The following is a 25,652-nucleotide window of genomic DNA, read 5'->3' on the forward strand; positions in this document are numbered from 1 at the left end:
CGGCGCGGCTAGTGCGAAGGCTCTGAGATAAGTGACGCGACGATCGCCGACGTTTGGCGAAGCGCGGCAGCATCAATGGCGCCGATCGGTTCGTCCAGAGCGGCTCTCGGCAGCCATTGCACAAGCTCCGGCAGCAGAGTGCCCTGCGGCTGCTCGACAGCGACGACCATCGCCATTGCGCTGTCAGGCAACCGGCCAGGAATGAATGGACAGGTGATGACACGTCCGGTATCCGCGGCGAGGTGCAGAGTGTTGGACAGCACCGCCACGTAAAGCTCCTGGTCGCTATCGCGGCGCGGCGAGATGTCACCCGGGTTGATCACAACTCCGCGGTCCGGTTGGCTCGGTACACCTTCTCGGCATAGGCATCGATGTCGAGCGCCGGCACGGTCCGTGTTGTGTAGTCGTGCAACGCAATTCGTAGATGCTCATTGCGCAAGGCCTGCTCGATGAGCTCCGACCGATTCAAACCAGCGGCCTTGGCGTCGATGTCGGCAGTGGCGAGAACGCCGGCGTCCACTGTTACGGAAATCTTCTCTTTCGCCATACCGATTATCCTACCGATCATCCTACCTCGGGGTAGGGCAAAAAGAGGTTCAGCGCACCGCCACCTCGGCACCGTCGAGTTGGATGGAAGTCACGGGCAGACCTCTATCGGCGACTTGGCAGCCCAGTAGGCGAGCTTGCGGTACCCCCGATTTCCACGGCCCTGGTGCCACAGTTTGGCCCCCAGGTAGATGCCCGGCACGATCTGCACGGCTTCGTCACGGATGCGGTTGATCGGCCACGGGTTGGTGCCGATGGTCTCGTAGTCGAGTACCAGCACGCGCGTGTCCGGTGCGACGACGCTGGCCTCGACGCGGTTGAGCATGTCGAAGCCTTCCCAATGGTCGCCGATGCGGCGCATCCGATAGCTCGGGGCCAGCAGCTTGGTGAGGATCGTGGCCGTGATGGTGACCGAGTTGGTTCCGCGCTGAGCCCGGCGGTCGAATTTCTTTCCCAGCCACGGCATCAGCCCCAGCTGACTGGTCACAGCTTTCGCAGCGGCGTGCAGTACCCGTCCGGTTGGGTCGAGGTCGGCATCAGGCGTCGTCCAGCCGACCAGCATCCCGTGGGTCTGGCCGTCCACGTCCGCGGGCGTGCCCGCGGCGAACAGCCGGTCCAGCTCAGTCTCTGCGTCGTCGCCGGGTAGGCCTGCGCCCAAGCGGGAGATCCACGCCCAGGCCGCATCCTGGGCGGCCTGCGGATCGATTTTTGCGACCGCCTCCAATCGCGATATTCGGTCATCAACCAGGGAATTCGTGCCTGCAAGTGCCGTCATCCGTCGCGCTCCTCGGATATTGAATGGGATATGTCTACCCATAACGGAATCACGATTCCACCCAGGAATCAAATATCCTGTCCAGGTGACCCGACCCTCGTATGCCGAACGCCGCAAGCTGCAGCTGCGCGAGGAAATCATTGACGCGGCCATCGACGTGTTCGCCGAATCGGGCTATCACGAGGCCGGTGTAGCCGATATCGCAAAGCGCGTCGGCATCGGGCATTCCACCTTCTACCGGCACTTCGAGAACAAACGCGCCATCCTCGATGAGGTCGTCAACACCGTCATCGAGCGGGCAATGGCGGCGATCGCCGCCGAGAACGCGCCCGAAGCCGCGAGCACGCTCGACGAATACCGGGGTCAGGCCGCCCGCATCGGCGCGGCCCTGGCAGATATCAGCAGCGACGTTCGGGTAGTCCGGTTGCTGCTCATCGAGCCCGCCAGCGTCGACGCCGACCTGCGCAAACGTGTTGACGACTTGTTCGACCTAGCCGTCCAGATGAATGCCGACTTCTACGAGCATGGTCGGCAGCACGGCTATCTGCGGGCTGACCTGGACACAACTGCCACGTCACGCGCCGTGATCGGCATGATCTTCGGCCTTGCGATGATGAACCTTAACCCCGCTCTAGACGACGACGAGCGAGCAAGCACCGTCAACGCAGCCGTCCGGTTGATGTTCGAGGGCATCGCTAATTCGTAGTGAGCAGACGCAAAAGCTCCCAATAGCAATGGATTTCGTGGGCTTTTGCGTCTGCTCGCCGGACTAGGCGGTGCGTCGGCGGCCGAGGGCGCCCTTGAGCAGCATGTCGCGCTCGGCTTCGGAAAGCCCGCCCCAGACGCCGTAGGGCTCACCCACTTCGAGGGCATGCGAACGGCACTGCTCGATCACCGGGCAACGCCGGCACATCTCCTTGGCGCGCTGCTCGCGTTGCATCCGGGCCCGGCCGCGTTCGCCGTCGGGATGGAAGAACATCGACGAGTCGACGCCGCGGCACAGGCCTTGCAGTTGCCAGTTCCAGATATCGGCGTTCGGTCCAGGTAGCTGCTCCGGTTGTGGCATAGCGTTTGCCCTTTCTACACAGCACGCCCAAGTGAGGTCAGGGTTTGCGAAGCGTTGTCCGACTAAGAACTTGTGCGACTAAGAGTGGCGTCACCGATGACAACCTGCCGCTTAGAGTAGACGCTAAACGGGGCGCCAAATTTCCGTCAATGACCGCACGGAGTGATCTAATTCCTATGCGTTGCAAGAGAATTAACTCTGCGTTCATGTGTTATGCATTCGGAGAACCCTAGGTGTGCTAACAGCAGTGCGACCGAGACAGAGATTTCCCAGCTCACGGCCGTGCGAGCAACCCAAAGCAATTAGCACACTGCCGCTCGTGAGTAATATCTCGGTAACGCAGAAACCACAAACTGTTTACCGAACGACACTCCGCTATCACCGTGAGCGAAACTCCGCAGACGTCGATGATTGAGCGCACGCTGGCCGCTGCCGCCTTTGGGAACCGGCCCGAAAGTTGGCCGCTGCCCACGGCGACGACGCCCTACGAATTGTGGCTGCGTGCAATCGCTTCCGGGGGGCAAGGCCGCTACGGCAGCGCCTACCGTGATCTGGCGGCGCTGCGCGGCGGCGCCGCGAGCGGCCCGCTGGTCTCACTGGCGCACAGCACGCAGGGATCTTTCCTGCGTCAGCTCGGCTGGCACACGCTGGCGCGCGGCTGGGACGGGCGTGCCCTGGCGCTGGCCGGCAGCGATCCCGAAGCCCGGGCCGACGCGCTGGTCGGGCTGGCGGCCGACGCGCTCGGCGTCGGCCGGTTGGCCGCTGCGGCGACGCTGTTGGCGCGCGCGGACACCGCGACCGAGGCGGCCGAGTTGCCAGAGCGGGTCGCCGATCGGCTGCGGGTGCGCAGGCGCTGGGTGGCCGCCGAGCTGGCGATGGCGTCCGGCGACGGGGCCACCGCGGTGCGCCACGCCTCCGAAGGGGTCGAACTGGCTCAGGCCATGGCCGTTCCATCGGCCCGGCACCGCGTCAAGAGCGACGTGGTGCTGGCCGCGGCGCTGTGCAGCGCCGGGTCCACCGAGCGCGCCCGCAAAGTCGCCGAAAAAGCGCTGGAAGCCGCCGGAGAATTCGCGCTCATACCACTTCGCTGGGCATTGGCTTGCTTGCTGATCGATATCGGAAGCGTCACATTTTCAGCACGGGATTTACCCGAAATTCGCGATATCTGCGCAGGTCAGGTACGACGCGCCGGTGGGACCTGGCGTACCGGGTGAAATCGCTTTCGACCGTTATTGTCATTCTCACGAGTTAGCCCCGGGATGTGTCCAGTTCGTAACGTTGGAGATACCGCCGTCGATGACAATTCGAGGAGAAAGTCTCGACGCTGTGGTTGCAGAGGCCGTAGCAGGAGACCGAAATGCGCTTCGGGAGGTGCTGGAGACCATCCGCCCGATCGTCGTCCGATACTGCCGCGCGCGCGTTGGGACGGCCGAGCGGGGCGGCCTGTCAGCAGACGACGTGGCTCAGGAGGTGTGCTTGGCCACCATCACGGCGTTGCCGCGATACCGAGATAGGGGGCGGCCGTTCCTGGCCTTCCTCTACGGCATCGCGGCCCACAAGGTGGCCGACGCCCATCGGGCCGCCGGCCGTGATCTCGCCTATCCCGCGGAATCCGTGCCGGAGCGCTGGTCGGCCGACGCGGGCCCGGAGCAGCTGGCCATCGAAGCCGATTCGGTCACCAGGATGAACGAGTTGCTCGAGATCCTGCCGGCCAAGCAACGCGAGATCCTGATCCTGCGGGTCGTCGTCGGCCTGTCCGCCGAGGAAACCGCCGCCGCCGTCGGCAGTACCACGGGAGCGGTCCGGGTGGCCCAGCATCGCGCACTTCAACGGTTGAAAGACGAGATTGTCGCGGCAGGTGATTATGCGTGACCTAGGTTCCGATTTGGGATTTACCGGGGACGATGCGTCGGCTTTCGACGCGGGATTGGACGAGCTGGCCCGCACCGATGTGATGCTCGACGCGCTCGCCGACCGTTCCGACATCGACTTCGACGATCCCGACGGCCTGGAAGACAAAGCGCTGGCCGCCCTGCTGGGGCAGTGGCGCGACGATCTGCGGTGGCCCCCGGCCAGCGCGCTGGTCTCCCCGGACGAGGCGGTGGAGGCGCTGCGCACCGGAATCGATGAGCGCCGGCGCGCACGGCACGGTCTCGCGGCGGTCGGTTCGGTGGCTGCCTCGCTGTTGATGCTGAGCGGCTTCGGGGCGGTGGTTGCCGACGCCCGTCCGGGCGACGCGCTATACGGCCTGCACGCGATGTTCTTCGACGAGCGGCGGGTCAACGACGATCAGGTCGTGCTGTCCGCCAAGGCCGATCTGGCGAAGGTCCAGCAGATGATCGCCCAGGGCCAGTGGGCTCAGGCCCAGAACCAGCTGGCCGAGGTCAGCAGCACGGTGCAGGCCATGAACGACCCCAGCCGCCGGCAGGACCTGATCAACCAGCTGAACCTGCTCAACACGAAGGTGGAGAGCCGCGACCCCAACGCGACGCTGCCGCCGGCCGCCCCGCCGACGGTGAATTCGCCGGCGACCCCGGCCCCGCAGTCGAAGACCGCCCCAGCCAGGTCGACGACCCCGTCGGCACCGACGACCACCACACCGTCGACCGTGGCCGGCACGACTTCCCCGCCGCCGAATCCGTCCGCGAGTGAATCCCCGACGCCGTCACCAACTGCGTCGGCAACTCCGTCGTCGACCAAGCACAAGCATCATCACGGTTCGACAACCACTACTTCGGTGGAGCCGACAGCACCCTGAAATGGGTCAGTGGCGGTGGTATCCGTCGGCGTCGGATGTCGCTTCGTTGAGTGAGGCGTCCGCATAGCCGCGGCAGTAGTCCCACGTGACATAGGAATCCGGCTCGGGGTCGTAGGCCGGCTCGTGCGGGCGAACGGTGCCGTCGATCAACAGCTGCAGCAGGTTGGCGCGCAACATGTCCCAGTCGTGATAGTGGTCCTGCTGGCACTCGTCGCAACACACCACCAGCCCGCGAATTCCCTTGTGCGCCAACAGGGCTTCGTAGACGGCGAGATCGGCCAAGTCGGCCTCGACCGCCATCCGCTCCTGCTGATCCAAAGGCTGGCCCGGCTCGACTGCATCCAGGGCTGCCGACGGGTCATAGGGGTCGTCGGCAAAAGGGTCGGGCGGCAAACCCGGGGGGAGGTGGTCGCGCACGCCTACTAGCGTACGCAGGCGGGCCGCCATAACGCTAGCGGCCGGTCCAGTGCGCAACCTCATCGTCGGCGCGCCCAAGAGCTGCGAGTCGGCTCCGATTCGATTGTCCGGTTCCTCATCGCGCCGCTCCGCGCCGCGCATCGTCACCGGGGGCAGGTGAGCCGATAGGATGGATTCTTCACCGCAAAGCATGGTTAAGGAAGGCCCGCCGATGTCCCGTGGCATGTCCGGCCTCGAAGACAGCTCTGACCTGGTTGCCAGTCCGTACGTGCGCGACGCTTCCCTCGGCGGCCTGGCCCCCGAACCGGTGCCGACCGGGGGCGACAACCCGAACAAGATCGCGATGCTGGGTCTGACGTTCGACGACGTCCTGCTGCTGCCGGCAGCGTCCGACGTGGTGCCGGCCACTGCTGACACGTCCAGCCAGCTCACCAAGAAGATCAGGCTCAAGGTGCCGTTGGTCAGCTCGGCTATGGACACCGTCACCGAGGCGCGGATGGCCATTGCGATGGCACGGGCCGGCGGCATGGGTGTGCTGCACCGCAATTTGCCGGTCGCCGAACAGGCCAGCCAGGTGGAGATGGTGAAGCGGTCCGAAGCCGGCATGGTCACCGATCCCGTCACCTGCCGGCCGGACAACACGCTGGCTCAGGTAGACGCGATGTGTGCCAAGTTCCGGATCTCGGGGCTGCCCGTGGTCGACGACTCCGGCGCGCTGGTCGGCATCATCACCAACCGCGACATGCGGTTCGAGGTCGACCAGTCCAGGCAGGTCGCCGAGGTGATGACCAAGGCGCCACTGATCACGGCGCAGGAAGGCGTGAGCGCCGACGCAGCGCTGGGCCTGCTGCGACGCAACAAGATCGAGAAGCTGCCCATCGTCGACGGCCACGGCAGGCTCACCGGGCTGATCACGGTCAAAGACTTCGTCAAGACCGAGCAGCATCCGCTGGCCACGAAAGACAGTGACGGGCGGCTGCTGGTGGGCGCTGCCGTCGGTGTCGGCGGGGACGCGTGGGTCCGCGCGATGATGCTCGTCGACGCCGGGTCCGACGTGCTGGTGGTCGACACCGCCCATGCCCACAACCGGTTGGTGCTTGACATGGTCGCCCAGCTCAAAGCCGAAGTCGGCGATCGGGTCCAGGTGATCGGCGGCAATGTGGCGACCAGGTCGGCCGCCACCGCGCTGGTCGAGGCCGGCGCCGACGCGGTCAAGGTCGGCGTGGGTCCCGGCTCCATCTGCACCACCCGGGTGGTGGCCGGGGTCGGCGCTCCGCAGATCACGGCGATTCTGGAAGCCGTCGCGGCGTGCGCCCCGAGGGGTGTGCCGGTGATCGCGGACGGGGGACTGCAGTACTCGGGCGACATCGCCAAGGCGCTGGCCGCCGGTGCGTCGACGACCATGCTGGGTTCGCTGCTGGCCGGCACCGCCGAGGCGCCCGGCGACCTGATCTTCGTGAACGGCAAGCAATACAAGAGCTACCGCGGCATGGGCTCGCTGGGCGCCATGGCAGGCCGGGGCGCCGGAACATCGGGCAAGTCCTACTCCAAGGACCGCTACTTCGCCGACGACGCGCTCTCCGAGGACAAGCTGGTGCCCGAGGGCATCGAGGGCAGGGTGCCGTTCCGCGGCCCGCTTTCGTCGGTGATCCATCAGCTGACCGGAGGGCTGCGCGCCGCGATGGGCTACACCGGTTCGCCCACCATCGAGGTGCTGCAGCAGGCGCAGTTCGTCCGGATCACCCCGGCCGGGCTGAAAGAGAGCCATCCGCACGACGTCGCGATGACCGTCGAAGCGCCCAACTACTACGTCCGATAATCCATGGTCGAGATCGGGATGGGCCGCGTGGCCCGTCGCACCTACGAACTCAGCGAGATCGGCATCGTGCCGTCGCGGCGCACCCGCTCGTCGCAGGACGTGTCGACGGCTTGGCAGCTCGACGCCTACCGGTTCGAGATTCCCGTCATCGCCCACCCGACCGATGCCCTGGTGTCGCCGGAGTTCGCGATCGAACTGGGCCGGCTCGGCGGGCTGGCGGTGCTCAACGGCGAGGGGCTGATCGGCCGGCACGCCGACGTCGAAGCCAAGATCGCGCAGCTGGTCGAGGCCGGCCGCAAGGAGCCCGAACCGTCGGCGGCGATCCGGCTGCTGCAAGAGCTGCACGCGGCCCCGCTGAACCCTGACCTGCTGGGCGCCGCGGTGGCCCGCATCCGCGAGGCCGGTGTCACCACCGCGGTGCGGGTCAGCCCGCAAAATGCCCAGGCGCTGACGCCGGTGCTGGTCTCGGCCGGTATTGACCTGCTGGTCATCCAGGGCACCATCGTGTCCGCCGAGCGGGTGGCCAGTGATGGCGAGCCGCTCAACCTGAAGACGTTCATCGCCGAGCTGGACATCCCCGTTGTCGCCGGTGGCGTGCAGGACCATCGCACCGCCCTGCATCTGATGCGCACCGGCGCGGCGGGCGTCATCGTCGGTTACGGCTCGACCCACGGGGTGACGACCACCGACGAGGTGCTGGGCATCAGCGTGCCGATGGCCACCGCGATCGCCGACGCCGCCGCTGCCCGGCGGGAGTACCTCGACGAGACCGGCGGCCGCTACGTCCACGTGCTGGCCGACGGCGACATCCACACCTCCGGCGAGCTGGCCAAGGCCATCGCCTGCGGAGCCGACGCGGTGATGCTCGGCACGCCGCTGGCCGAAAGCGCCGAGGCACTCGGGCAAGGATGGTTCTGGCCCGCCGCGGCGGCGCACCCGTCGTTGCCGCGGGGCGCGCTGTTGCAGATTGCCGTCGGCGAGCGGCCGCCGCTCGATCAGGTTCTCAACGGTCCGTCCGACGACCCGTTCGGCACCCTGAACCTGGTCGGTGGTCTGCGACGGTCAATGGCCAAGGCCGGTTACTGCGACCTCAAGGAATTCCAGAAGGTCGGCCTGACCGTCGGCAGCTGAGCTCACGCGCGAGCAGACGTGGAATCGCACTCCCGTGCTCCGAATTGTGCGATTCTGCGTCTGCTCGCCGTAGGCTGGGCCGATGAAGCCGGATTACGACGTACTGATCATCGGTTCGGGTTTCGGGGGTAGCGTCAGCGCACTGCGGCTCACCGAAAAGGGCTATCGGGTAGGGGTGTTGGAGGCCGGCCGCCGGTTCGCCGACGACGAGTTCGCCAAGACGTCCTGGAACCTGCGTAAGTTCCTGTGGGCGCCGAGGCTCGGCTGCTACGGCATCCAGCGGATCCACCCGCTGAAAAACGTGATGATCCTGGCCGGCGCCGGAGTGGGCGGCGGTTCGCTGAACTACGCCAACACGTTGTACGTGCCGCCTGAGCCGTTCTTCAACGACCCGCAGTGGAAGCACATCACCGACTGGGGCAGCGAGCTCGGGCCGCACTACGACCAGGCGCAGCGGATGCTCGGCGTGGTGTTCAACCCGACGTTCACCGACGCGGACCGCATCGTCAAGGAGGTCGCCGACGAGATGGGCTGCGGTGACACGTTCGTACCTACTCCGGTCGGGGTGTTCTTCGGCCCCGACGGTACCCAGGCCCCGGGCGTGACCGTGCCCGACCCGTATTTCGGGGGCGCGGGTCCTGCGCGCACCGGCTGCATGGAGTGTGGCTGTTGCATGACGGGCTGCCGCTACGGCGCCAAGAACACCTTGGTGAAGAACTACCTGGGGCTCGCGGAATCCGCAGGGGCACAAGTGATTCCGATGACGACGGTGAAGGGTTTCGAGCAGCGTTCCGACGGGCTGTGGGAGGTTCGCACGGTCCGCACCGGCAGTTGGCTGCGCCGCGATCGGCGCACCTTCACCGCCACCTACCTGATCCTGGCCGCCGGCACCTGGGGCACCCAGCACCTGCTGTTCAACATGCGAGACAAGGGCAAGCTGCCGCGTCTGTCGAAGCGATTGGGCGTGTTGACCCGCACCAACTCCGAGTCGATCGTCGGCGCCGGACGGCTGGAGGTGTCACCCGACCTGGACCTGACCCACGGGGTCGCCATCACGTCGTCGATACATCCGACACCGGACACTCATATCGAACCCGTCCGCTACGGCAAGGGCTCCAACGCGATGGGGCTGCTGCAGACCCTGATGACCGACGGCTCGGGTCCCGAGGGCACCGACGTGCCGCGGTGGAAACAGCTGCTGGAGCAGGCGAGGGATGATCCGCGCCGCATGCTGCGGCTGCTCAACCCGCGTCAGTGGAGCGAACGCACCATGATCGCCCTGGTGATGCAGCACCTGGACAACTCGATCACCACGTACACCAAGCGCGGCAAACTGGGCATCCGCTGGTACTCCAGCAAGCAGGGTCACGGCGAGCCGAACCCCAGCTGGATCCCGGTCGGCAACGAGGTCACCCGGCGCATCGCGGCCAAGATCGACGGTGTGGCCGGCGGCACGTGGGGTGAGCTGTTCAACATCCCGCTGACCGCGCACTTCCTCGGTGGTGCGGTGATCGGGGACAGCCCCGAAAACGGTGTCATCGACCCCTACCACCGGGTCTACGGCTACCCGACCATGTACGTGGTCGACGGCGCCGCGATCTCGGCGAACCTGGGTGTCAACCCGTCGCTGTCGATCACCGCGCAAGCCGAGCGGGCCGCGTCGCTGTGGCCGAACAAGGGCGAGAACGACCAGCGGCCGCTGCAGGGCGACAATTACCGCCGGCTGGACCCGATCCCGCCGGAGCATCCGGTGGTTCCCGCTGAAGCTCCCGGTGCGCTGCGGTGGCTGCCGATCGAACCCGTAAGCAACGCGGGCTGACTCAGCTCGCGATCACCTCAAGGGGTGCGCCGCTGACCACGCGGCTGCGCTCCCCGTGCACGTTGACGGGCACATCGCCCATCAGGGTGACCCGGTGCATGAGCCGGGGCTGGCCGTCGTAGTCGTCGATCGCCCGGTGCTGGGTGGCCCGGTTGTCCCAGATGGCAACGTCGCCAGGCTCCCAGTTCCAGCGAACAGTGTTCTCCGGCATGGTGATTCGCCGCTGCAGCAATTCCAGCAGCACGGTCGACTCGTGGCTGTCCAGGCCGACGAAGTTGCGCACGAAATCGCCGGCCACCAACGTGCGTTCGCCGGTCTCCGGGTGTACTCGCACCACGGGGTGCTCGGTCCGGAAATCGGCCTTCTCGAACACCTGGCGGAACGCCCGCTGCGCGTCGGTCATCGAGGCCTGGGCTTGAGGGCTCACGTAGTCGTAGCGGTTGGTGTGCAGCGCCCACAGATTCTCCACGAGGCACTTGAGCGGATCGGGTAGCCGCTCGTAGGCCGCCGCGGTGGACGCCCACAACGTCGATCCGCCATACCTGGGCAGCGTGACCGCGCGCAGGATCGAGGCCGCCGGGTAGTTCGCGGCGAAGGTGACGTCGGTGTGCCAGCGGTTGGCCGAGCCGTATTCGGAGTTGATCGGCGTGATGATCGGCGCGTTCTTGGCGGACAGCACCGCCGCGGCCGGGTGGCCGATCGGCGTGCCCAGCAGAGCGGCGAACGCGAGTTGCTGCGCGTCGTCCAGGTGGTGCTGGTCGCGGAAGAAGATCACCTTGTGGGCAAGCAGCGCCTGGTGGATCTCTTCGGCCGCGGGCGCATCGAGGTCACCGCTGAGGCGGACCCCGTCGACGCGGGCGCCGATTCGACTGCCCAGCTTGGTGACGGTGATCGAGTTTGTCATCGCTGTTTCCTTGGAAGAATTGGTGTAGTCAGTTGACTACATCGGCTAGTGTAGTCACATGACTACATCTTCGGCAAGTGGCCGCCGCAAGATTCCCACCGGACGCGAAGAGGTGGCCGCGGCGATCCTGGACGCCGCCACCGACCTGTTCGCGGAGCGAGGGCCGGCCGCGACGTCGATCCGCGACATCGCCGCTCGGTCGAAGGTGAACCACGGACTGGTATTTCGCCACTTCGGCACGAAGGAACAACTGGTCGGCGCCGTGCTCGATCACCTCGGCGCGAATTTGACCGACCTGTTGGAATCGCAGGCGCCCGCCGACGTCGTCGAACGGGCGCTGGATCGGCAGATGCGGGTCATGGCCCGCACGGTGCTCGACGGCTACCCGGCCGGCCAGCTGCAGAAGCGCTTCCCCAACGTCGCAGAGCTGCTCGAGCGGGTGCGCCCGAGCCACGACGACGACGCCAGCGCACGGCTGGCCGTCGCCAATGCCCTTGCGCTGCAATTCGGTTGGCGGCTGTTCGCGCCGATCTTGCGCTCGGCGACGGGTCTCGACGAGCTCACGGATGCCGACCTGCGGCAGGCCGTGCTCGACGAGGCCGCGCGGATGGTCGAACCGCGCTGAGTCGCGTTGGCCCCTCCGACGCAGCATCGAGTGTGTATTGGGGGCTTCGGTTGTGAACACCGGGCGGTGAAAATCGCCCGAGGTACGCCCTGGATACACACCCAAATCCGTGGATGCACGCCCGACGGCGTCGAACCGCGCTGAGTCAGCCGATCAGTCCCCGGCGATGTACGGGCTCACGCCCCGGCGGCTGCGGCGGCGCAGGCAGCAGCGGCTTGCGTTTGCGCACCGCGATGGTCGTCGGCGCTTCGGTGTTCAGCTCGAGGTCTTCGCCGGCGTGCCGGATCGTGAGCTCGGAGCCCGGCCCGTCGCGCAGCGTATAGGTCACGTCAGTGTGGTTGACGTCGACGGTCAGCCGGAACTCGCGCCAGCGCAGCCGGAACGTCAGACGAGAGATGCCGTCGGGCAGATGGGGATCGATGGACAGGACGCCCTCGTCGTCGCGCAGCCCGCCGAAGCCGGCGACCAGCGCGGTCCACGCGCCGGCCAGCGAGGCCATGTGCAACCCGTCGCGGGTGTTCTGGTGCAGGTCGCGCAGATCGATCAGGCCGGCCTCGTAGGCGTAGTCGTGGGCCAGCTCCAGATGCCCGACCTCGGCGCACATGACCGCCTGGGTACACGCCGACAGCGACGAGTCGCGCACCATGCGCCGTTCGTAGTAGTCGACGTTGCGCGCCTTCTGCTCGGGCGTGAACGCGTGGCTCTGCCACTGCATCGCCAGCACCAGGTCGGCCTGCTTGATCACCTGCGCGGGGTAGAGCCGCACGTAAGCCTCGTGCAACAGCAACGGGTAGGTGGTGTCAGTATCGAATTTCCACTCCGTCAGGGTGGTGAAACCTTCACACTGCTGGTGCACACCGAGCTCGTCGTCGTAGGGAATGTGGGCGGCGTTGGCCGCATTGCGCCAGGCCGCCATTTCCTCGGTGGTGACACCCACTGCTCCGGACGCATCGGGGTGGCGGGCGCAGGCGTCGGCCGCGGTGATCAGGTTGTGTGCCGCCATCAAATTTGTGAACACGTTGTCGCGGACGATCGCCGTGTACTCGTCGGGACCGGTGACGCCGTCGAGGTGCCACACACCGTGGCGATCGTGGTGCCCGAGCGACATCCACAGCCGCGCGGTCTCGATCAGCACGGCCAGACCGCACTCCGCCTCCAGCGACTCGTCGCCGGTGACCACGCGGTAGCGCTCGAAGGCCATCGCGATGTCGGCGTTGATGTGCCAGGCGGCGGTTCCGGCCGGCCAGTACGCCGAGCATTCCTGACCGCGGATGGTTCGCCACGGAAACGAGGCACCGTCAAGGCCGAGCTCGGCCGCCCGCTCCTTCGCCAGGTCCAACGTCGACGCGCGCCAGCGCAGCGCGTCGGCGACGGCGTGCGGCAGGGTGTAGGTCAGCACCGGCAGCACAAAGCCTTCGGTGTCCCAGAAGGCGTGCCCGTCATAACCGGTTCCGGTGAGCCCCTTGCTGGGGATCGCGCGGCGCTCGGCGCGCGCACTGGCCTGCACCAGGTGGAACAGCCCGAACCGCACGGCTTGCTGAGATTCCGGGTCGCCCTCGACCTCGACGTCTGCGCAGTCCCAAAAGAGGTCCAGGAACGCCCGTTGCGATTCGATGAGCCCCTTCCAGCCGCTGTAGCGGGCGCTGTGCTGTGCGGCGGCGGCCTGGTCGCGCAGTGCCGGGCGGGAACGCAGGCTGGACCAGCCGTATGCCAGGTATTTGACGATGCGCAACTTCTGGCCGGGACGCAGCCCGCAGATGATCGTGGTGCGGGCCAGGTCGGGGCGGGCATCGGTGGAAACCTCGACCCGCCCGGGAACGTCGACCTCGTGGTCCATCGTGGCGGACATCATCAGCGAGCTTGCGCGGGTGCGGTGCATGAGAAGTGCTCCGTACTCGGTGCTTTCGTGGGCGACGGCCTCCAGCGGGTTTTCCAGGATGGCCGAGACTCGCGGGTCGTCCGAGGTCTCCGGCTGGTCTTCGTTGGTCACCAGTTCGGATTGCACTGTCGCGCGGATGAATTGGTCGACCGCTTCGACCACATACTCGATGGCCGCCACGCTGCGGTGCACCAGCGACACCAGCCTGGTGGAGACCACCTTGACTTCCTTGCCGGTGGGCGAGCGCCAGTGTGCGCGGCGGACCAATGTCCCGGCGCGCAGGTCGAGGCACCGCTCGTGCTCGATCAGTTCGCCGTAGCGGACGTCGAACGGCTCGTCGTCGACCATCAGGCGGATGATCTTGCCGTTGGTGACGTCGACAACGGTCTGGCCGGCCTCGGGGTAGCTGTATCCGGCCTCGGCGTACGGCAGCGGCCGGATTTCGTAGAAGGAGTTCAGATAGGTACCCGGCAGGCCGTACGGCTCCCCCTCGTCGAGATTGCCGCGCAACCCGATGTGCCCGTTGGACAAGGCGAACAGCGACTCCGACTGGGCCAGAATATTCAGGTTGAGCCTGGTCTCACGGATCTGCCACGGTTCGACGGGGAAGGCTTCTTCAGTAATCATGACTGCAGCAGCTCGGCGAGGTCGGTCACCACAATGTCGGCGCCGTTGCGGCGCAAATCTTCGGCCTGGCCCACCCGGTCGACGCCTACCACCACGCCGAAGTTACCGTCCCGGCCCGCCTGCACGCCGGATATCGCGTCCTCGAACACCGCAGCCGCGTCGGGGGGAACCTCGAGCAGCTCGGCCGCGCGCAGAAACGAGTCCGGCGCAGGCTTGCCGGCGATGTTTTCCTCGCGCAGCGTCACCCCGTCCACCCGCTGCTGGACAAACCGATCGAGGCCGGTGATTTCCAGGACGTCGCGGGTGTTGGCGCTGGAAGACACCACGGCCACCCCGAGACCCGCCTCCGACACCGCCTCCAGATAGCGTCGCGACCCGTCGAACACCTTGACGCCGTCGTCGTGCAGCACCTTCTGGAACATGTCGTTCTTGCGGTTGCCCAGCCCGTATACCGTCTCGGCGTCACCCGGGTCGTCCGGGCTGCCGTCGGGCAGCTCGATTCCGCGGCTCTCGAGAAACGACCGGACCCCGTCTTCGCGTTTCTTGCCGTCGACGTACTTGCGGTAGTCGGCAGCCACGTCGAAGGGCACGAACTCTTCTCCGGTGTCCTCGGCGCGTTTCTTCAGATACGCGTCGAACATGGCTTTCCACGCCTTGGTGTGCACGCTCGCGGTATCGGTGAGCACACCGTCGAGGTCGAACAAACAAGCACGTATGTTTTCCGGCAGACCCAGCGGGCTCACGGACACCTCACTTTCGGGGGTTGGGCGGTATCCACTCCACCATGCTTGTGCGTGTGCCGCCACCAATCTGGTGAGTCGATTTCAGCCGACCGCCCGGACGACCCCCTGGATGACTCGCAGTCGCCCGTCGGCCAGCGCCTCGGTCAGGTTCTCGGCTTTGCATGCGAAGCCGGGGACGAACGCGTGCAGGCCCAGCGGGTTGACGGGCTGGGCCAGCATGGTCTGCATGAGGGCGGCCGCCTGGTCGGTGAGGTCGTTCCAGCCGTCGACCGAGAACCCGGCCGATTCGACGGCGACGCGCAATCCCTCGGAGGTGACCAGATGACTGGCTGTGGGGTGATCGGCCCACGGGAGCGGATAGCCGAGTTCGCGGGCGTCGCCAATCGTGATGTCCCACATGGCAAGCCGTCCACCGGCTGTGAGGACGCGGCGTGCTTCGGAGTACAGGCGCGACTTGTCGGCCACGTTCATCTGGACGTGTTGGCTGACGACGACATCGAAAGTGCCGTCGGCGAAGGGGAGTTCGGTCACGTCCGCTTGACGAACCAAGATCAGGTCGTCGAGCCCGACGAGCCCGTTGAGCCAACGATTCGTCTGGCAGTACTCGTCGGTGAGATCCACGGCGGTGACCGGGCAGCCGTAGCGGTGGGCCACGTAGCGCGCGGTGCCGCCGACCCCGCTGCCGGCGTCGAGCACCCTACTGTCGGTGGTGATCTGCGCAAGGTCCACCAGCTGGCTGGTGGCGTAGCGCCCCATGGTGTGGAAGTCCTCCAGCAGGGCCAGGTCGGCGGGTTCGAGGTGGTCGAGGTCTTTCCCGGCGGCGGTCAGTGCCGCCTCGATGTTCCGCCGCGACAGGCCGGTCGAGTACTGGGCCGCGATTGTCTCCGTCATTTCTGCACCCATTCGGTGAGGAGGGGAGGCATCGTGATGAGGGCGCCGGCCGCGAGCGCCTCTGCACGGAACCGCGACACGAACTCGTCGGTATCGGTTAGCTCGTCGATGCCGAAGCCGTTGTGCTGCGCGACGGGAGAGACCAATCGCCGCACCTCGACGTCGGCATGGCCCAGGACATAGCGGCTGCCGGTGGGGGTTGTACTCATCGCGTGATTGTCCTTTCTGGCTCGCGCACTGCGCTGTGCTCGTCGCGCCACACCGCTGATTGAGCCGAGAGCCGGGGATGGGCGGGCCGGGGATGCTGCTGAAGTCGGTCGAACTTGTCCAGCCGGTGCATCGGTACCAGTCCGATCAACATGAAGTTCCACACTTGGCGGATGAGATTGGTTGCGGTGCGGCGGGATTCCGGCCCGGTGACATAACGGCGAGCGATCGTCAGGAAGTCCTCGGGTTCGACGCCTGCGACGTCGTAGACGTGCGTGGTGGGGCCGCCCATTTCCCACGTCCCCAGGCCGTGCTCGGGCAGATAGTGACGCAGGCTGGATTCGAAGAACATGTCGGCGTGGAGTCGCTTGGCGTTCACCCGTACCGCACGCATGAACAGCCAAGGGGGACTGTCGATGTGGCGCACCCGCCGGCCCAGCGCCGCACCGATCGCGTCGGCGATCTCCGCCCCGGACAGCAGTGCCGGTCCCGTCGGGCGGTAGGTGCGGCCGTCGTGGCGGTGCGGGTCGAGCAGCGCGCCGACGGCAACCCGGGCGATGTCTTCGTTGGAGGGCGGTGCGTTTCGGCCCGCGCCGGTCGGCGTCGGCAACACTCCCAGCTGCGCGGCCACCGGGACCAGCTGTAGGTAGTTGTCGGCGAAGTAGCCCGGATCGACCGCCACGTGGGCGGTGTCCGGCAACAGCTCGAACAACTTGTCAGTCAACCAGGCTTGCCGGGTCATCAGGGACGGATGCTCGGGGCTGGCCAGCCACTGGCCAAGGGCCACCACCGCTTGCACACCCGCGCGCCGGGCGGCCACGGCAAACGTCACCGCGCTATCGAGCGCATGGGGATGGTATGGGGCGTTGAAGAAGAACCGGTCGACGCCCTCCATCGCGGCCGTAACCTGTTGAACGTCAAACATATCGGCGACCACGACCTCGGCTCCCAAGTCTCGCAGCCGAGCGCTGCGTGCATCGTCGCGATGGACCATGGTTCTGGTCGGGATCCCCCGCTTCAGCAGTTGGACGGCGACCGCGCCGCCGATCCTGCCCGTGGCACCGGTTACCAATACGCGATTGTGTGTCATCGAATTTCCCTTTCTTGACGTGCCGGCTCCCAGGCCGGCAACAGCCAGCCGACGACGATTGCCGCGCCCAGCGCGATGCCCGCGCAGACCAGCGAGCTGGCCTGCAGGCCGTCCAGGAATGCGTGATTGACGGCGTCGCGGACGGACTCGGCTTGTTTTGCGGGCAATTGCTCGATCACCCTGTGCGCCAGCGCCATTGAGTGCCGCATCGCCTCGGTGGGCAGCCCTGGCGCCGTGTCGAGATGTCCCGAGTACACCGAGGCGAAGATGCTGCCCGCGATGGCAACGCCGAGGGTGCCGCCGAGTTCGCGGGTGGTGTCGTTGACGGCCGAGCCGACGCCGGCCTTGTCGGCGGAGAGCGATCCCATGATGGCCTCGGTGGCCGGCGCCGTCGTCAAGCCGAGCCCGCCACCGAGCAACAGCATCTGCGCGGCGATTTCGATGTATGGCGTGGCCGCGTCGGCCGTGGACGCCCATGCCAGCCCCGCGGCGAACACGGTCAGGCCCGCGGCGACGACGGTGGTGGTGCCGATTCGTTCGACCAGTCGCGGTCCCAGGATGCTGGCCAGGGCGATGGACGCGGCGACCGGCAGTAGTCGCACGCCGGTCTGAAAGGCCGTGTAGTTCTTGATGAATTGGAAGTACTGGGTGATGACGAAGATGAAGCCGAACAGTGTCAGGAACCCGGCGGTCACGGCCAGGCTACCGCCGGAGAACCGGCGGTTGAAGAACACCGTGACGTCCAGCATGGGGTGGGTGGTGTGCCGCTCCCACAGTGCGAACCCCGCGAGAACGATTGCCGAGATCGCGAATCCGATGACGGTCCGTGCGTCGGTCCATCCCCAGGTGGGCGCCTCGATGACGGTGTAGACCAGCGTCGTGATGCCGGCTGCCGACAACAGCAACCCAGGCGCGTCGACGCGCGGCGCGGCCGGGTCGCGCGAGGTCGGAACGAACAGGATGCCGCCGACGATCGCCAGCGCCGCGATCGGGATGTTGACCATGAAAATCGAGCCCCACCAGAAGTGCTCGAGCAGCCAGCCGCCGCTGATCGGGCCCACCGCCACCCCGACGCCGACCATGGCCGCCCACAGCCCGATCGCCTTGGCGCGCGGAGCCGGATCGGTGAAGATATTGGTGATCAACCCCAGCGTGGTCGGGAAGATCACCGCCGCACCCACGCCCATGGCTGCTCGGGCGGCTATCAGTGCGTTGGCCGAATCCGACTGTGCGGCAACGGCAGACGTGAGGGCGAACAGGGCCAGTCCTGAGTTGAGCCAGCCACGCCTGCCGTAGCGGTCGGACAGGCTGCCGACCGACAGCAGCAGGCCGGACATGACCAGGGTGTAGGCGTCGACGATCCATTGCAGCTGGGCGGTGTCGGCGCCGAGTTCGCGCGACAGGGTGGGGAGCGCGACGTTGACGATGGTGGCGTCGACGCTGATGACAAAGACCCCGAGGCAGATGACCGCGAGTGCGGGAATGGGATGGTTTCGGAGCATCGGCTCGGTGCGCATGGACAAGACACTAAAGTTAATAGACAAATAAATCAAGTACCTAGTAGAAAAAGATGTCCAGCCTTGTTAACGTGTTGGGGTGCCCCCTCGCCGGAACTACAACCAGAACTGTCCGATCGCCCGCGGGCTCGATGTCCTCGGTGAGCGGTGGACGTTGCTGATCCTGCGGGAGCTGGTCGGCGGCGCTCGCCGTTATGGTGACCTGCGCGACGAGCTACCGGGTATCGCCACCAATCTGCTGGCCGAGCGCCTCAAGGAACTGCAAGACGCCGGGCTCGTCGACCGCGCCGACCTGCCGGCCCCGATCGGGCGGACCGTGTACACCCTCAGCGACCTGGGCTGGCAGCGGGTGCTGCCGATTCTGCAGAGCATCGCATGGTTCGGGCTGGACCGGCTGGACCCGATCGGGGACGGCCCGGCATCGCCGTTGAACGGGTTCCTGGCCGGCATCCTGTTGGGCTTCAACTCGCGTCAGGCGGCCGGTCTGGAGGTGACGTGCCGGGTCGAGATCGACGGCCGCCGTTTCGAATTCGCGGTGACCGAAGGTCGTCTCGGCCCGGCTCACGGCGAACCCGCGGTGACGATCAACGCCAGCGCCACCGACCTGGTCACCGCGCGACTGGGAGCGACCGAAGGTAAGCGCAGGGCGGCGCTCCGGCGCATCGACTGCAAGGGCGACCCCGATGCCGTCGGCGCGGTGCGTAAAGCGTTTTCGCTGTAGGTGTCAAGCGTTTCAATCTTGGGTCGCGAGCAGGGCGGCGATGAGTGCGTGTGCGATGAACTTGCCGTATCGCCCCGCCGACCAACCGCGTTCGATGACGAGAAGCTCGTAGAGCTCGGGCGCGTGATACGTCCACAGGACGTCGCGCGCCTGTCTGGAGCTGACTCGTAGCTGGCCCGTATTGGCGAGATCCGACGCGAACATCGTCATTGCAGCAAGAGTTTCCTGACGGATCTGCTTCCAGACCTCCGCAGCGTCCGGGGACGACGCGGCGCCATCGCGTGCGAGTAGCTGGACCGGAGCGCTGCGCGGCATGGTAGACGCGAGGTGCTGGGCGTAGATTTCGAGCTTGCGGGCCGCCTCGGTCGCATTGACCACGTTCTGGATCACGTCTCGCTGCACCATCGGGATCGGCTCGTCGTCGCCCGCGACGGACACGTCGAAAAGTGCTTTGAGCACGCCCGCTTTGGTCGCGAAGGCCTTGTACACCGTTTCGACAGACACGCCGGCGTCCCGCGCGATCTCTGCGATGGTCGTTGTCGCATAACCCTGCGCCAGGAAGCGCTTCCGGGCAGCCGCCAGCACCGCGTGTCGGTTCTGCTGTGCCTGTTGACGACGACGGGTCGAGTCGTAGCGGCGCGGCGGCTGGCTCTTGACAGATCCCATATTTCAGTACATGCTCCTGTATCTATTACTAGTCACTGTATCAGAACTGGGAGCGCACATGACAACCGCAACACGCCCCGCGGTCGTTTCGGACGGTGATCATCTCGCGGCGGCAGCGCGGGCGCTGGCACCCGAAATCACACAGTGCGCCGACGAGGCCGAGGCGCTCGGGACACTGCCGCCCCATCTGGTCGAGGGGCTGCGCGAGGCCGGCGTCTTCCGCGCCCTGCAGCCACGCTCCCTGGGCGGGTTGGAGTTGGCCCCAGTCGAATTCATTCAGGTAGTCGAGGAACTGGCGCGAGCCGACGGTTCGACTGGCTGGATCGCGGCGATCGGTGCCGGCGCACCGGCGTTCACGGCCTGGCTCGAAACTGCCGTCGCCACAGAGCTATTCGGCTCGAACGCCGACTTTTTGGCGGCCACGGTGTTCGCTCCGACCGGGCGGGCCGTCTCGGATGGCAGCGGACGGTTCGCCGTCGACGGTCGTTGGCCGTTCGCGAGCGGTTGCCGCCATGCCGAATGGATGCTGACCGGGATATTCGTGTTCGACGGCAAAACGCCGCGAATGATCCCCGGACAGGGTCCCGACTGGCGCCTCGCGTTCTTTCCGCGCGCCAACGCCGAAATCGTCGACAACTGGGATGTCCTGGGGCTGCGCGCCACCGGCAGCAACGACATCGTCGCCCGAGGTCTCCACGTCGCCGAAGAGCACACCATCAGCCCGTTCTTCCAGCCGGCACGTCACGACGGGCCACTGTGGAGACTGGCGTTCTTCACCCTCGTCGGAATTGCCCTGGTCGGTGTCCCGCTCGGGATCGCCAGACGCGCACTCGACGAATTCACCGATCTCGCGGCGACCAAGACCCGCGCCGGCACCTTCCAGCAGCTTGCCGAGGATCCGGCCGCACAGGTCGAGTTCGCCTGTGCTGAAGCCAGTTTGAGGTCAGCGCGCGCTTTCGTTCTCGATGAGGCCGGTTCCTTGTGGGCCACCGCATGTGCCGGCGACCCGCCATCGCTGGAGCAGCGCGCCGGCTTCCAACTCGCCGCCCAGGAGGCGATGCGGGCGGCACGTCAAGCAGTCGATACGACGTTCTCGTTGACCGGTGCGCGCGCGGTGCACGCGAGCCACCCCCTGCAACGGTGCTTCCGGGATTTGCACACCGCCGGCCAGCATGTGTATTTCAGCCCGTCCGCCCTCAAGCGCTACGCCGGCACCCGCTTCGGCATTGCGCAACCGACCCACATGATGTGAAGCAGCGCAGTTAAGACCCACCCGGGCACGCTTCGCGAGCCACTAAGCTGGCTGCGTGGCCGAATCCGCTGATGTCTCCGACGAGGTCGCCGTGCCTACATCGCCTTCACCGCCGGCTCGACCGGTGCTCGTGGTCGACTTCGGCGCGCAATACGCGCAGTTGATCGCCCGCCGGGTTCGAGAAGCACGGGTTTTCTCGGAGGTGATCCCGCACACCACGCCGATCGACGAAATCAAGGCCCGTGATCCGCTGGCCGTCGTGCTGTCCGGCGGACCCGCCAGCGTCTATGCCGAGGGTGCTCCGCAACTGGATCCTGCGCTGTTCGACCTCGGCCTGCCAGTGTTCGGCATCTGCTACGGGTTTCAGGCCATGGCGCAGGCGCTCGGTGGAACCGTCGCCCACACCGGCACCAGCGAGTACGGCAGGACAGAATTGAAAGTCCTTGGCGGCGAGCTACATTCGGACCTACCGCAGGTCCAGCCGGTCTGGATGAGCCACGGCGACGCGGTCACCGCCGCGCCCGACGGATTTCACGTGGTGGCCAGCAGCGCGGGCGCCCCGGTGGCGGCCTTCGAGGCCCGCGATCGGCGGCTGGCGGGGGTGCAGTATCACCCCGAAGTGATGCACACCCCGCACGGCCAACAGGTGCTCAGCCGGTTTCTGCACGACTTCGCCGGGCTGGGCACCGACTGGACACCGGCCAACATCGCCAGCGCGTTGGTCGACCAGGTGCGTCTGCAGATCGGCGACGGCCACGCAATCTGCGGGCTGTCCGGCGGCGTGGATTCCGCGGTGGCCGCAGCGCTGGTGCAACGCGCCATCGGTGATCGTCTGACCTGTGTCTTCGTCGACCACGGGCTGTTGCGCGCCGGTGAGCGGGCTCAGGTGGAGCGCGATTTCGTCGCGGCTACGGGCGCCAATCTGGTCACCGTCGATGCGGCGCAGACTTTCCTGGAGGCGTTGTCGGGTGTGACTAACCCCGAGGGCAAGCGGAAGATCATCGGCCGGCAGTTCATCCGCGCCTTCGAGGGTGCGGTGCGGGATGTGTTGGGGGGGCACGGCCCCGGAAAAGACATTGAGTTTCTGGTGCAAGGCACACTGTATCCGGATGTGGTGGAGTCCGGCGGCGGCAGCGGCACCGCGAACATCAAGAGCCACCACAACGTCGGCGGTCTGCCCGGCGACCTGAAGTTCAAACTCGTCGAGCCGCTACGGCTGCTGTTCAAAGACGAGGTGCGTGCGGTCGGCCGGGAGCTGGGCTTGCCGGAGGAAATCGTTGCGCGTCAGCCATTTCCAGGACCGGGGCTGGGCATTCGGATCGTCGGCGAGGTCACCGCCGGGCGGTTGGCTACGCTGCGGCACGCCGACTCGATCGTGCGTGAGGAGCTGACGGCGGAAGGTCTGGACCACCAGATTTGGCAGTGCCCGGTGGTGCTGCTGGCCGACGTCCGCTCGGTCGGGGTGCAGGGCGACAACCGCACCTACGGGCACCCGATCGTGCTGCGGCCGGTGTCCAGCGAGGACGCCATGACCGCCGACTGGACCAGGGTGCCGTACGAAGTGCTGGAGCGCATTTCGACCCGGATCACCAACGAGGTGGCCGAGGTCAACCGCGTCGTACTGGACATCACCAGCAAACCGCCCGGCACCATCGAGTGGGAGTAGCGGGTAGGCCGGCTGGGCCTTGCGCGTTGGGTGTGAATCCTGGGCTTTGCGCGTGAATCCTGGGCTTTGCGCGTGAGCCTACGGCGTCGATTCGCGATTTCTAACCGCCCAGGATTCACTGTCAACGCCATAGATTCACAGCCAACGCCGTAGATACACACTGAACCGGCGCTGTGTGCCGGACCGCGGTTGCCCTGCGGTTTCACGCCTCCCGCAAGGCAGCGTTTTCAGCGTCTTGACGGTGGCTTGACGGGGTCCAAGGGCGGGTGTTTACTCGAATTAATCGAACATACTTTCGAACAATCACTCTCGGGAGGCTTGGCATGACTGCGGCTTTGGCCTCCGAACTGCCTCAGGAAAACCGTGCTGAGCAGCTGAAACTGCTGCGCCGGAAGATGGCGGCGGTTTCCGAGAAGATGTCCGGCAGCCATGTCCACCCAGATGACCTGCTGCCGGAGCCGACCGGGCAGGCGCTGGTCCCCCGCGGAACGGTGGCGATGCTGTCGGGGGCCCGGTCGCTGGTGCTGAGCATGGTCGCGTCGGTGACGGCGGCCGGAGGTAACGCGGCGATCGTCGGGCAGCCGGATATCGGACTGCTGGCCGCTGCGGAGATGGGAGCGGATCTGAGCCGGCTCGCAGTGATACCGGATCCCGGGACCGACCCGGTGGAGGTGGCCGCGGTGCTCATCGATGGCATGGACCTGGTGGTGCTCGGTCTGGGTGGGCGCCGGGTGCCGTGGTCGCGGACGCGGGTGGTGGCGGCCCGGGCCCGTCACAAAGGCTGCACCCTGCTGGTCACCGACGGCGACTGGCAAGGAGCCCTGGCCCGGCTGGAGGCCCGGGTTTGCGGCTACGAGATCACGGCCGACAGCAGCCCCGGGTTCGGACGAATCAGGGGGGTGCGGCTGCAGATTCGCGGGTGTGCGGGGGGACGGGTGATCGGCCGGATCCGAACCGGGTGAATCTCGTGGCTTCCCGGGTTTTGGCGATCTGGTGCATGGACTGGCCCGCGGTCGCGGCGGGGGCAGCAGCGGGCCGGCCCGCGACGGCTCCGGTCGCGGTCACTCTGGCCAACCGGGTGATCGCGTGCTCGTCTGCCGCTCGTGCGGCGGGAGTGCGGCGAGGCCTGCGTCGCCGGGAGGCGGCGGCCCGCTGCCCGCAACTGCACGTTGCGACCGCCGACGCCGACCGCGACGCCCGCTTCTTCGAAGGTGTGATCGCGGCGGTGGACGACCTGGTGCCGCGCGCCGAGGTGCTGCGGCCCGGGCTCTTGGTGCTGCCGGTGCGCGGGGCGGCCCGCTATTTCGGGTCCGAGCAACAGGCGGCCGAGCGGTTGATCGATGCCGTCGCCGTGGCCGGCGCCGAGTGTCAGGTGGGGATCGCAGACCAGCTGTCCACCGCGGTCCTGGCTGCGCGTGCGGGCCGTGTCGTAGAGCCGGGAGGCGACGCGAGGTTTCTGTCGGTGCTGTCGATCCGGCAGCTTGCCACCGAGCCGAGCCTGTCCGGTCCGGGCCGGGAAGAGCTGACGGATCTGTTGTGGCGGTTGGGGATTCGCACCATTGGTCAGTTCGCCGCGCTGTCCCGCACCGACGTGGCTTCCAGATTCGGTGCCGACGGGGTGGCGGCCCACCGGTTCGCTCGCGGGCAATCCGAACGTGGGCCGTCCGGTCGCGAGCCACCGCAAGAGCTCGAAGCCGTGCTGGACTGCGATCCGCCGATCGACCGGGTTGATGCCGCGGCTTTCGCGGGCCGCTCGCTGGCCGGCAGTTTGCATCAAATGCTGATGGCCGCCGGAGTGGGATGTACCCGGCTGGCCATACATGCCGTCACCGCCAACGGCGAAGAGCTGGAACGGGTGTGGCGGTGTGCCGAGCCGTTGACCGAGGATGCCACCGCTGACCGGGTGCGCTGGCAACTGGACGGGTGGCTGAGCAACAGAAAGGCTCTGGACCGGCCGACGTCGCCGGTGACGTTGCTAAGGCTGCAGGCGATAGAGGTGGTGTCCGCCGAGGCGCTGCAGTTGCCGCTCTGGGGCGGTCTGGGGGAGGAGGACAGGCTGCGGGCCCGTCGCGCGCTGGTTCGGGTGCAGGGCCTACTCGGCCCGGAGGCGGTGCAGGTGCCGGTGTTGTCCGGCGGCCGCGGACCGGCCGAACGCATCACCCTTACTCCGCTGGGCGACGAGCCGGTGCCGCAGTCCGACCCGAATCAGCCCTGGCCCGGCCAGCTGCCGGGACCGTCGCCGGCGGTGCTGCTCGACGATCCGGTGGAATTGCTTGACGCTCAAGGCAATCCGATACGGGTGACCAACCGGGGAATGTTCTCCGCCGACCCTGCACGATTGACCTTCCGTGATCAAGACGATCGGCTGCGGTGGTGGTCCGGACCGTGGCCGGTCGACGAGCGGTGGTGGGATCCGGAGCGAGCGGGGGCCGCCGGCCGCACCGCCCGTGCCCAGGTGCTGCTGGAAACCGAGCGCGCGCTGCTGCTGTGCTATCGCCAAAGGAGGTGGTATCTCGAAGGGATCTACGAATAG

General features: G+C 66.9%; 26 protein-coding genes. 13 read left to right on the forward strand and 13 right to left on the reverse strand.

All coding sequences use genetic code 11. The annotated features are described in order from the left end of the window. Positions 1–8: 8 nt before the first annotated feature. The 3 genes from A5791_RS21470 to A5791_RS21480 form a co-directional block, all read right to left on the reverse strand. Positions 9–323 carry a toxin gene (locus tag A5791_RS21470; RefSeq protein ID WP_067241148.1) on the reverse strand — a complete coding sequence of 105 codons (315 nt, stop codon included), beginning with the start codon at positions 321–323 and terminating at the stop codon, positions 9–11. Further along, complete coding sequence (locus A5791_RS21475) at positions 320–547, reverse strand: ribbon-helix-helix domain-containing protein (protein ID WP_067241150.1); 228 nt, start codon at positions 545–547, stop codon at positions 320–322. The genes A5791_RS21470 and A5791_RS21475 overlap by 4 nt, the downstream gene beginning before the upstream one ends. Positions 548–637: 90 nt before the next feature. Further along, positions 638–1,321 (reverse strand): hypothetical protein, encoded by a 684-nt coding sequence (locus tag A5791_RS21480; RefSeq protein WP_067241153.1) that lies wholly within the window; start codon positions 1,319–1,321, stop codon positions 638–640. Between the two features lie 85 nt (positions 1,322–1,406). Here A5791_RS21480 and A5791_RS21485 point away from each other — a divergent pair, with 85 nt between their 5' ends. Further along, complete coding sequence (locus A5791_RS21485) at positions 1,407–2,027, forward strand: TetR/AcrR family transcriptional regulator (protein ID WP_067241155.1); 621 nt, start codon at positions 1,407–1,409, stop codon at positions 2,025–2,027. A gap of 63 nt (positions 2,028–2,090) precedes the next feature. Here A5791_RS21485 and A5791_RS21490 read toward each other — a convergent pair whose 3' ends face one another. After that, positions 2,091–2,387 carry a WhiB family transcriptional regulator gene (locus A5791_RS21490; RefSeq protein ID WP_067241157.1) on the reverse strand — a complete coding sequence of 99 codons (297 nt, stop codon included), beginning with the start codon at positions 2,385–2,387 and terminating at the stop codon, positions 2,091–2,093. A gap of 383 nt (positions 2,388–2,770) precedes the next feature. Here A5791_RS21490 and A5791_RS21495 point away from each other — a divergent pair, with 383 nt between their 5' ends. From A5791_RS21495 to A5791_RS21505, 3 genes are all read left to right on the forward strand, one after another. Further along, a complete protein-coding gene (locus tag A5791_RS21495; protein WP_156661538.1) occupies positions 2,771–3,601 on the forward strand; it encodes a hypothetical protein in 831 nt (276 codons plus the stop codon). Positions 3,602–3,683: 82 nt separating this feature from the next. Further along, a complete protein-coding gene (gene sigD, locus A5791_RS21500) occupies positions 3,684–4,259 on the forward strand; it encodes an ECF RNA polymerase sigma factor SigD (protein WP_067241159.1) in 576 nt (191 codons plus the stop codon). Then, positions 4,252–5,145 carry an anti-sigma-D factor RsdA gene (locus A5791_RS21505; RefSeq protein WP_067241162.1) on the forward strand — a complete coding sequence of 298 codons (894 nt, stop codon included), beginning with the start codon at positions 4,252–4,254 and terminating at the stop codon, positions 5,143–5,145. Before sigD ends, A5791_RS21505 begins: the two co-directional genes overlap by 8 nt. A gap of 6 nt (positions 5,146–5,151) precedes the next feature. Here A5791_RS21505 and A5791_RS21510 read toward each other — a convergent pair whose 3' ends face one another. After that, a complete protein-coding gene (locus A5791_RS21510; protein ID WP_067241274.1) occupies positions 5,152–5,562 on the reverse strand; it encodes a DUF5319 domain-containing protein in 411 nt (136 codons plus the stop codon). Positions 5,563–5,773: 211 nt separating this feature from the next. Here A5791_RS21510 and guaB point away from each other — a divergent pair, with 211 nt between their 5' ends. The 3 genes from guaB (at position 5,774) to A5791_RS21525 (ending at position 10,331) form a co-directional block, all read left to right on the forward strand. Then, positions 5,774–7,381 (forward strand): IMP dehydrogenase, encoded by a 1,608-nt coding sequence (gene guaB / locus A5791_RS21515; RefSeq protein WP_067241164.1) that lies wholly within the window; start codon positions 5,774–5,776, stop codon positions 7,379–7,381. 3 nt (positions 7,382–7,384) lie between these two features. Further along, positions 7,385–8,512, forward strand: a complete 1,128-nt coding sequence (locus A5791_RS21520; RefSeq protein WP_067241167.1) for a GuaB3 family IMP dehydrogenase-related protein — start codon at positions 7,385–7,387, stop codon at positions 8,510–8,512. Positions 8,513–8,594: 82 nt separating this feature from the next. Continuing rightward, on the forward strand, positions 8,595–10,331 hold the full coding sequence (locus A5791_RS21525) for a GMC oxidoreductase (protein ID WP_067241170.1): 1,737 nt from the start codon (positions 8,595–8,597) through the stop codon (positions 10,329–10,331). A gap of 1 nt (position 10,332) precedes the next feature. On the opposite strand, the gene A5791_RS21530 is transcribed toward A5791_RS21525, so the two are convergent. After that, positions 10,333–11,235 carry a TauD/TfdA family dioxygenase gene (locus A5791_RS21530; protein WP_067241172.1) on the reverse strand — a complete coding sequence of 301 codons (903 nt, stop codon included), beginning with the start codon at positions 11,233–11,235 and terminating at the stop codon, positions 10,333–10,335. Between the two features lie 58 nt (positions 11,236–11,293). Here A5791_RS21530 and A5791_RS21535 point away from each other — a divergent pair, with 58 nt between their 5' ends. Next, a complete protein-coding gene (locus A5791_RS21535) occupies positions 11,294–11,860 on the forward strand; it encodes a TetR/AcrR family transcriptional regulator (RefSeq protein WP_067241174.1) in 567 nt (188 codons plus the stop codon). A 145-nt stretch (positions 11,861–12,005) separates the two neighbouring features. Here A5791_RS21535 and A5791_RS21540 read toward each other — a convergent pair whose 3' ends face one another. The 6 genes from A5791_RS21540 to A5791_RS21565 form a co-directional block, all read right to left on the reverse strand. Next, the gene (locus A5791_RS21540) at positions 12,006–14,366 is read right to left on the reverse strand and encodes a glycoside hydrolase family 65 protein (protein ID WP_067241177.1); all 2,361 of its coding nucleotides are present in this window, start codon (positions 14,364–14,366) and stop codon (positions 12,006–12,008) included. Further along, complete coding sequence (locus tag A5791_RS21545) at positions 14,363–15,115, reverse strand: beta-phosphoglucomutase family hydrolase (protein ID WP_197504751.1); 753 nt, start codon at positions 15,113–15,115, stop codon at positions 14,363–14,365. Before A5791_RS21545 ends, A5791_RS21540 begins: the two co-directional genes overlap by 4 nt. A 75-nt stretch (positions 15,116–15,190) precedes the next feature. After that, entirely contained in the window at positions 15,191–16,000 is an 810-nt protein-coding gene (locus A5791_RS21550; RefSeq protein WP_067241182.1) for a class I SAM-dependent methyltransferase, read from the reverse strand. Next, positions 15,997–16,209 carry a hypothetical protein gene (locus A5791_RS21555; RefSeq protein WP_067241184.1) on the reverse strand — a complete coding sequence of 71 codons (213 nt, stop codon included), beginning with the start codon at positions 16,207–16,209 and terminating at the stop codon, positions 15,997–15,999. Before A5791_RS21555 ends, A5791_RS21550 begins: the two co-directional genes overlap by 4 nt. Then, positions 16,206–17,297, reverse strand: a complete 1,092-nt coding sequence (locus A5791_RS21560; RefSeq protein WP_067241186.1) for an NmrA family NAD(P)-binding protein — start codon at positions 17,295–17,297, stop codon at positions 16,206–16,208. The genes A5791_RS21555 and A5791_RS21560 overlap by 4 nt, the downstream gene beginning before the upstream one ends. Next, on the reverse strand, positions 17,294–18,814 hold the full coding sequence (locus A5791_RS21565; protein WP_067241189.1) for an MFS transporter: 1,521 nt from the start codon (positions 18,812–18,814) through the stop codon (positions 17,294–17,296). The genes A5791_RS21560 and A5791_RS21565 overlap by 4 nt, the downstream gene beginning before the upstream one ends. Before the next feature lie 79 nt (positions 18,815–18,893). On the opposite strand from A5791_RS21565, the gene A5791_RS21570 reads away from it, so the two are divergent. Continuing rightward, a complete protein-coding gene (locus tag A5791_RS21570) occupies positions 18,894–19,535 on the forward strand; it encodes a helix-turn-helix domain-containing protein (RefSeq protein WP_067241192.1) in 642 nt (213 codons plus the stop codon). 12 nt (positions 19,536–19,547) lie between these two features. Here the strand turns inward: A5791_RS21570 and A5791_RS21575 are convergent, their stop codons facing one another. Continuing rightward, a complete protein-coding gene (locus A5791_RS21575; RefSeq protein ID WP_067241194.1) occupies positions 19,548–20,201 on the reverse strand; it encodes a TetR/AcrR family transcriptional regulator in 654 nt (217 codons plus the stop codon). A gap of 58 nt (positions 20,202–20,259) precedes the next feature. Between A5791_RS21575 and A5791_RS21580 the strand changes: the two genes are divergently transcribed. The 4 genes from A5791_RS21580 (at position 20,260) to A5791_RS21595 (ending at position 25,652) form a co-directional block, all read left to right on the forward strand. Further along, a complete protein-coding gene (locus tag A5791_RS21580; RefSeq protein ID WP_067241197.1) occupies positions 20,260–21,453 on the forward strand; it encodes an acyl-CoA dehydrogenase family protein in 1,194 nt (397 codons plus the stop codon). A 91-nt stretch (positions 21,454–21,544) separates the two neighbouring features. Further along, positions 21,545–23,119: a glutamine-hydrolyzing GMP synthase gene (gene guaA, locus A5791_RS21585; protein WP_197504753.1), complete on the forward strand. Its 1,575-nt coding sequence runs from the start codon at positions 21,545–21,547 to the stop codon at positions 23,117–23,119. A gap of 323 nt (positions 23,120–23,442) precedes the next feature. Continuing rightward, positions 23,443–24,081: a hypothetical protein gene (locus A5791_RS21590; protein ID WP_067241201.1), complete on the forward strand. Its 639-nt coding sequence runs from the start codon at positions 23,443–23,445 to the stop codon at positions 24,079–24,081. Between the two features lie 35 nt (positions 24,082–24,116). After that, positions 24,117–25,652, forward strand: a complete 1,536-nt coding sequence (locus A5791_RS21595; protein ID WP_067241276.1) for a DNA polymerase Y family protein — start codon at positions 24,117–24,119, stop codon at positions 25,650–25,652.

Source organism: Mycobacterium sp. 852002-51163_SCH5372311, assembly GCF_001667115.1.
GTDB lineage: Bacteria > Actinomycetota > Actinomycetes > Mycobacteriales > Mycobacteriaceae > Mycobacterium.